8 protein-coding genes and 1 pseudogene are annotated in these 6,154 nt (G+C 67.6%); 6 read left to right on the plus strand and 3 right to left on the minus strand.

What is annotated here, in order from left to right:
* Window positions 1–202 precede the first annotated feature (202 nt).
* Window positions 203–895 (plus strand): HAD-IA family hydrolase, encoded by a 693-nt coding sequence (locus ABZ749_RS26835; protein WP_357232693.1) that lies wholly within the window; start codon window positions 203–205, stop codon window positions 893–895.
* A 70-nt stretch (window positions 896–965) separates the two neighbouring features.
* Here the strand turns inward: ABZ749_RS26835 and ABZ749_RS26840 are convergent, their stop codons facing one another.
* The 3 genes from ABZ749_RS26840 to ABZ749_RS26850 all read right to left on the minus strand — a co-directional run bounded on the left by ABZ749_RS26840 (window position 966) and on the right by ABZ749_RS26850 (window position 2,692).
* Window positions 966–1,199 (minus strand): holin, encoded by a 234-nt coding sequence (locus ABZ749_RS26840; protein ID WP_357232695.1) that lies wholly within the window; start codon window positions 1,197–1,199, stop codon window positions 966–968.
* A gap of 705 nt (window positions 1,200–1,904) precedes the next feature.
* The gene (locus ABZ749_RS26845; protein WP_357232697.1) at window positions 1,905–2,228 is read right to left on the minus strand and encodes a GNAT family N-acetyltransferase; all 324 of its coding nucleotides are present in this window, start codon (window positions 2,226–2,228) and stop codon (window positions 1,905–1,907) included.
* A gap of 8 nt (window positions 2,229–2,236) precedes the next feature.
* On the minus strand, window positions 2,237–2,692 hold the full coding sequence (locus tag ABZ749_RS26850) for a hypothetical protein (RefSeq protein WP_357232699.1): 456 nt from the start codon (window positions 2,690–2,692) through the stop codon (window positions 2,237–2,239).
* 217 nt (window positions 2,693–2,909) lie between these two features.
* On the opposite strand from ABZ749_RS26850, the gene ABZ749_RS26855 reads away from it, so the two are divergent.
* The 5 genes and pseudogenes from ABZ749_RS26855 to ABZ749_RS26875 all read left to right on the plus strand — a co-directional run.
* A complete protein-coding gene (locus tag ABZ749_RS26855; RefSeq protein WP_357232701.1) occupies window positions 2,910–3,776 on the plus strand; it encodes an aldo/keto reductase family oxidoreductase in 867 nt (288 codons plus the stop codon).
* Window positions 3,773–4,786, plus strand: coding sequence for an alpha/beta fold hydrolase (locus tag ABZ749_RS26860; protein WP_357232703.1), 1,014 nt, complete (start codon window positions 3,773–3,775; stop codon window positions 4,784–4,786). The genes ABZ749_RS26855 and ABZ749_RS26860 overlap by 4 nt, the downstream gene beginning before the upstream one ends.
* 198 nt (window positions 4,787–4,984) lie before the next feature.
* The gene (locus ABZ749_RS26865) at window positions 4,985–5,416 is read left to right on the plus strand and encodes a helix-turn-helix domain-containing protein (RefSeq protein ID WP_357232705.1); all 432 of its coding nucleotides are present in this window, start codon (window positions 4,985–4,987) and stop codon (window positions 5,414–5,416) included.
* 314 nt (window positions 5,417–5,730) lie between these two features.
* Window positions 5,731–5,886: a hypothetical protein gene (locus ABZ749_RS26870; RefSeq protein ID WP_357232707.1), complete on the plus strand. Its 156-nt coding sequence runs from the start codon at window positions 5,731–5,733 to the stop codon at window positions 5,884–5,886.
* Window positions 5,883–6,154: pseudogene (locus tag ABZ749_RS26875) on the plus strand (hypothetical protein); the annotation flags it as partial. The gene ABZ749_RS26870 and the pseudogene ABZ749_RS26875, both read left to right, overlap by 4 nt.

The following is a 6,154-nucleotide window of genomic DNA, read 5'->3' on the forward strand; positions in this document are numbered from 1 at the left end:
CACCCGGTCCGTCCGTCCTGTCACCGTCCGCACGTGACCACCTCCTCGCTCAAGTCGCTCATCAGGCCCGCCCAGCGGAGAGGTTGCTGGTTCGATACCAGCACCAACCACCCTCAGTTCCATGATTCAGAGGCCGTAACCCGGGATCGCAGGCGGTCGACGGCGGTGACGGCCTCAGTAGGATGCTGAGATGTCTCGGCCGGTGATCTTCGACCTCTTCCATACCCTGGTACACGGTGCCGATGACGAGCGTGACCGGGTCGTTGGCGAGATGGCGCTCGTGGTCGGGGTGGCTCCGGCCGCGCTGGTCGCCGCCTATCACGCCACCTGGCGTGACCGGCTGGTCCGGTGGGACGTGGAGGAAACCGTCCGCATTCTTGCCGGACGCCTCGGCGGCACGCCAACCGACGAACAGGTGGAACGGGCCGGTGAACATCGCCGTGCGCTCGCGCGCCGGGTGTTGGGCGCTGTCTCGACGGCCACCCTGGATGTGCTCGACGCGCTGCGCGACGGCGGGCATCCACTGGCCCTCATCAGCAACGCCACCTCCGAGACCGCCGAGGCATGGCCGCAGAGCCCGCTCGCCCGCCGCTTCGACGTCGCGGTCTTCTCGTGCGGAGTCGGGCTTGCCAAGCCCGACCCGGCGATCTACCGGATCGCCGCCGAGCGCCTGGGCGTCGCGCCGGCTGAGTGCGTCTTCGTCGGTGACGGCGCGGACGGCGAACTGGCCGGCGCGGCAGCGGTCGGCATGACCGTGCTTCGTACGACTGAGCACAACGACACCGACCCAAGCTGGGGCGGACGCGCGTTCGCCAACCTTGGCGACCTGCCGACCCTGCTGAGCGATTCGGCCGTGCTGTCTTCCGCTTCGACGCCTGACGGTCGGCTTGGATGACCACCTCAGAGAGTCAGACGCCCCCGCCAACCGAAGTCAGCGGGGACGCACCGTTCGCAGCCGAATGAGGCTACTGCTCGGCGCCGACGAGGCTGGGCGAGTCGCCCTCTCCCGATACCTTCGCACTCACCAGTGAGGTGAGCACTGACAGCACCGCCGCACCGGACGCGATGCCACCGGCCGCTGCCCAGTCCGCCTGCCAGGCGTTGAACACGACGTCAGCGCCCCAGTAGAGCAGCAAGCCCTGTGCGGCGCTCTTCACCGCCCGCTCGGCGGTGGCCTTCCAGAACCTCGTGGTGAACATGTTGATACCTCCAGGGGTAGGTTCATCGGACGATCCATATGTCAAGAATGCCTGGTCAGGGGCGGTTAGTGCTTGCCGCGCTGTTCGGGCCGCCAGCGGGTACGGCACCGGCAGCGACCAGAACGCGATCCAGGTGCAAGACGAGAGCACCCGGTTCAGGGCAGGCGCGTTGAAGCGCAGCAGGGCGTGGGAGTGCACGGCTGCCCGGGCGTTGCACTCCTGCGATTTCGCGTGGGACACCCGCACCGGCTGCGCCCGGGCCTCCACCTCCTAGACCACCGGGGTTCACGGTCGGTAGCCGGCGCCTGGGCCGTTCGGGCCGTCACCGGGTCGTCAGACGGCGACCAACGACGAGTCGACCAGTACGCCGGATGCTCCTGAGGCCGTAGCGTGCCGGACATGGATGAGGAAGTCGTTCTTCGTCTGGACCGACCGGCAGCCACGGCGAATCGCCGACCTGATCTACAACGTCGGCGTGGACACCGGCCGGCGTGCTGCACCGCCGGTTCCTCGGATGGACCAGGGAGGCCGACCAAGCCGTGCCAACAGCACAGCAGCCAAGTACAGCAACGGCGCCAGCCGAACCGAGCCACCAGGCCGTTGACCTTGCATCAAGCCCGACCCGGCCTCTTCGCGGAGAGTGCACTCCGAAGAGGGGGCGGTAGCCGTTGTGCTCGGGTGCGGATGGGGCCGCGACTAGGGCGCTCACCGCCGCCAGTTGTAGGGCGTCGTCGTCGACACCTTGACCAGACCGGAGCGTTCGAGGATCGGGCGTGAATACTCGGTCGAGTCGCTGTTCATGAGTGTCTTGCCCCTGTCGAGTGCTGAGCGGGCCCGCGCTGCGGTCAACGCGCGGTAGATCCCACGGTCACGCCATTCCTCACGGGTCGCGCCGCCCCAGATCCCGGCGAAGTCGGTCCCGTGCACCGGCTCCAACCGCCCGGCGCTGACGATCCGTCCGCCAGCCTCGGCGACCCACAACTCCATTCCGTCATGGCGGGCCAGGCGGCGCAGGAGGGCGTTCGCCATGTCGTCGCTCACCGGTTCCCGAAGGCTTCGTCCTGCATCGCAGTCATCGCGCGGACGTCTGCCTCCTCGCTGATCCGACGCAGTGTCACGCCGTCGGGCAGCGGAACGTCGACGGCGAGTAGCCGCGCCTCGCCGAGCATGATCGACTCAGGCTCATCTGCTGTGAACCCGTTCTCCAGCAACGCCTCGTGCAATCCTGGCGCGTGGTCGTGCCCACGGGTCTTCCACTTGACCCGGTCGATCTCAGGGTTCGCCACGTAGTGAGCGAGCGCCTCTGGGACGAGCCGCCGGATGGTGTCGACGTCCGCCCCGCCCAGATCGCGGTAGGTGACAAAACCGCGGCCGCCCGCGAAGGTCACGAGACGCAGTGGCCCGTGTCGGGTGACCGAGACCGCGCTCGGCGTCTCGGCGTCAGTCCGAAGCTGTTCGTCGTAGGCCGCAAGCAGTCGAACCGAATTGATCATGACCGTACGCTGCGGCAGCGGGGCCAGAGGTGCAACTGGTTTTCGAACCAACCCCACGACCCTGGCCTGCCGCGCTCCCGTGCCGCGATCAGCACTAGGGCAGGTTACTTACGCACCTTGAGGTGCCTACTTCCTGATAGAGAGCAACCCTGTCATCGTGGAGAAGCACCCGGTCAGGTAGCAGGATTACCTGCCTTTACGAGAACGGAGCTATGACATGTCGAATGCTTCTCTGCCTGGTGGTAAGTGGAAGCTGGGGGACTCGACGGTGACCCGGTTCGGTTACGGCGCCATGCAATTGGCCGGCCCCTGGGTCATGGGACCCCCCGCCGACCATGACGGCGCTGTGGCTGTACTGCGCGAGGTGGTCGAGCTCGGCATCACCCACATCGACACCAGCGGCGCCTACGGACCGCGAGTGACCAACGAGCTGATCCGAGAGGCGCTGCACCCCTACCCGGAGGGGCTGTTCATAGCCACCAAGGTCGGAGCTGTCCGCGATGCTCAGGGCGGTTGGCCCGTCGCCCGGCGGCCCGAAGACCTCCGTAAGCAGGTCCACGAGGACCTCGAGGTCCTCGGTGTCGAGACCCTTGACCTGGTGAACATGCGTATGGGTAATGCCGAAGGTCCCCAGCCCGGATCGCTGGCCGAGGCGTTCGGCACCCTCGTCGAACTGCAGCAGGAAGGCCTGATCCGTCACCTGGGCGTCAGCAACGTCACCGCCGAGCAGGTCGTCGAGGCGCAGGCCATCGCGCCGATCGTGGGCGTGCAGAACATGTACAACCTCGCTCACCGCTACGACGACGAACTCGTCGACCGGCTCGCGGCCGAGAACATCGCGTACGTGCCGTTCTTCCCGCTGGGCGGCTTCTCACCGCTGCAGTCCGAGGCGCTCTCGGCGGTGGCGGCGCGGCTGCAGAGCACGCCCATGTCCGTCGCGCTTGCCTGGCTGCTGCAGAGATCGCCCAACATTCTCCTGATCGCGGGCACCTCGAAGGTCGCCCACCTGCGGGACAACATTGCGGGCGCGGGCCTTTCCCTGTCCGCCGAGGACCTCGCCGAACTGGATCGGATCAGCCGATGAAGAAGATGCGTCTCTGGCTAACCACCGCCGCGACGGCAATCGCCCTCGCCGCCGGGATGAACGCCTCAGCTCCCTCCCCGGCCGCGGCCCACACGAGCGCTCCGCGTCACAGCTCAATGGATGTGCGCGTGGCCGTCGGCGTCGACGGGCTGTCCTCGGCGACCATCCACGCCGAGCAGTACGCCCCCGTCCGGCACGCACGCGGCGTGCAAGTGTTCATCCCAGGAGTCACCTACGACCACCGCTACTTCGACCTGCGGACCAAGGCCGGCACCGTTTCCCAGGCCCAGCAGGCCGCTCGCGACGGATGGGTGGCCATCGCCCTGGACCGCATCGGCACCGGCCGGTCCACCAAACCCGCTGCCGAGTCCGTCACCACCGTGGCACACGTCGCGTCGATCGATCACTTCATCGACACGATCAGCCGCCGCTACGCGCGGCTCCCGATCGTCCTGGTGGGCCACTCCTACGGCAGCGTCGTCGCCGAGGGCGTCGCGGCGCAATCCGACAAGGTCGACGCGCTCGTCGTCACCGGATTCATGTATCGCAAGACGCAACCGTCGTTCGACGGCTTCCCGGCGTTGGTCGCGGCAGCCACCGACCCGCTGTTTTCACATAAGACCCTGCCCTCCGGATACCTGACCACCGCGCCGAACTCGCGCACGTTCTTCTACCACCTGCCCAACACCAACCCGGCGACGCTCGCCGCCGACGAAGCCACCAAGTCGACCACGACCGCCGCCGAGGTCCCCGGCTTCGCCACCGAGTTGACCACCGGAGCCTTCGCCGCCTCGGTCCGCGTCCCTGTCCTCGACGTGGTCGGCGATCACGACTACCTCTACGTCGGAGGCGACCCGACGGCGTTCGTACCCGACCAGAAACAAGCCTTCAGCTCCGCCCGCCACGTCGACGCCGTACTCATCAAGAACGCGGCCCACGACCTGGCAATGCATCGCAATGCCGCGCAAACCACCGACCTCATCAACCAATGGGCGGCGGCCCACTCCTGAACACCGACTGTGCGGATGAGCGGCGCACCGCATCGACGGGGCCCGCTCATCCGCACACAGCTGCGAGGGCGGAGTGGGCTTGTGAGCAACCCCACTGGCACCTAACCGATGCCTGGTCCACCATGAGAGTGCAACTTCCCAGGAGAGAGCAAGCACTACAAGGGGACGTAACATGCCCCGAGTTTCGAGGAGGGCATGATGGCAACGCCGACAGCGGCCCAGCAACGGGACCAGAACAAGAGCAATTACAACGCCTTCCTAGCCGCATGCCCGAGCCACAAGATGCTGGAACGCATCTCCGGCAAATGGGTCACGCTGATCCTCTCCGCACTCGGCAGCGGCCCCGACTGCACCGGTGAGCCCACCCCCATGCGCTACTCGGAGCTGTCGCGCCTACTGGCCGGCGTCAGCCAGAAAATGCTTACCCAGACCCTGCGCTCCCTGGAACGCGACGGTCTCGTCAGCCGCACCGTGACACCGACCGTGCCCGTCACTGTCAGCTACGAGCTGACCGAGCTGGGCCTCTCCCTGCACCAGATGATGCGCGGCCTCAAGATCTGGGCCGAAGTGCACATCGACGAAGTCGCCACCAACCGCGCCGCGTACGACCACGCGACTCCCGCGAACTGAGCAGGGAAGCGCGGCGGACAGCCGAGCACCGAGCCCTTGCGGAGCCACGTCGCCGTCGTCCCAAGCCGCCGTACCGGTGGCGTCTCCACCGAGCCTTGCACGTGGCGGCGGGTAGCCGGTAGGACCGCGAACACCGCGCACGGCCGGCCGAGGCCGCGACCCACCGCCACACAGTGCGCTCGCTGACGACCAAACCCTGCGCTACCAACGGGACCTACGCGGTCGGCAACCGGTCCGGCGTTCGTATCCTGAGTGGAGCCAGGTAGGCAGCTGGCTGCTCAGTGGGGCGTGCCCGGGTTTGGTGCGGTGCGTACGTGTGCGCGTTCGCCTTGTCTGCCGACCAGGCTGAGGAACTCGACGGGCCCGGAGCTGGTGGCGCCCGCGCCGCAGCCCATCTCAACGCCGACCTCGTCGCCGAGGACACCGACCGGGCGGTCGCCCGGCTGACGGACGAGGAGATCCTCCGATGACGCACAGCTTCGACAAGGACTACTGGCAACAGCACTGGCAGCAGACCCACGGCGACAAGCCCGGCTCCATGGTCGGCAACCCACCGAACCCGTACCTCGCCCGCGAAACCGCAGGCCCCGCCGAGGCGACTGTCACCCTCATCGGCATCACCGCCGACCTGGAAGCGCACCACCCGCCGCCGCTGACCCCACCCTTTCGCCGACCCCGGGACCGAGGTCCACCCCGGCGCCGTACCCCATCGCGCCCTTCGGAAGGAAACCCCGCATG

The organism is Micromonospora sp. NPDC047753, from assembly GCF_040642735.1.
Classification (GTDB): domain Bacteria; phylum Actinomycetota; class Actinomycetes; order Mycobacteriales; family Micromonosporaceae; genus Micromonospora.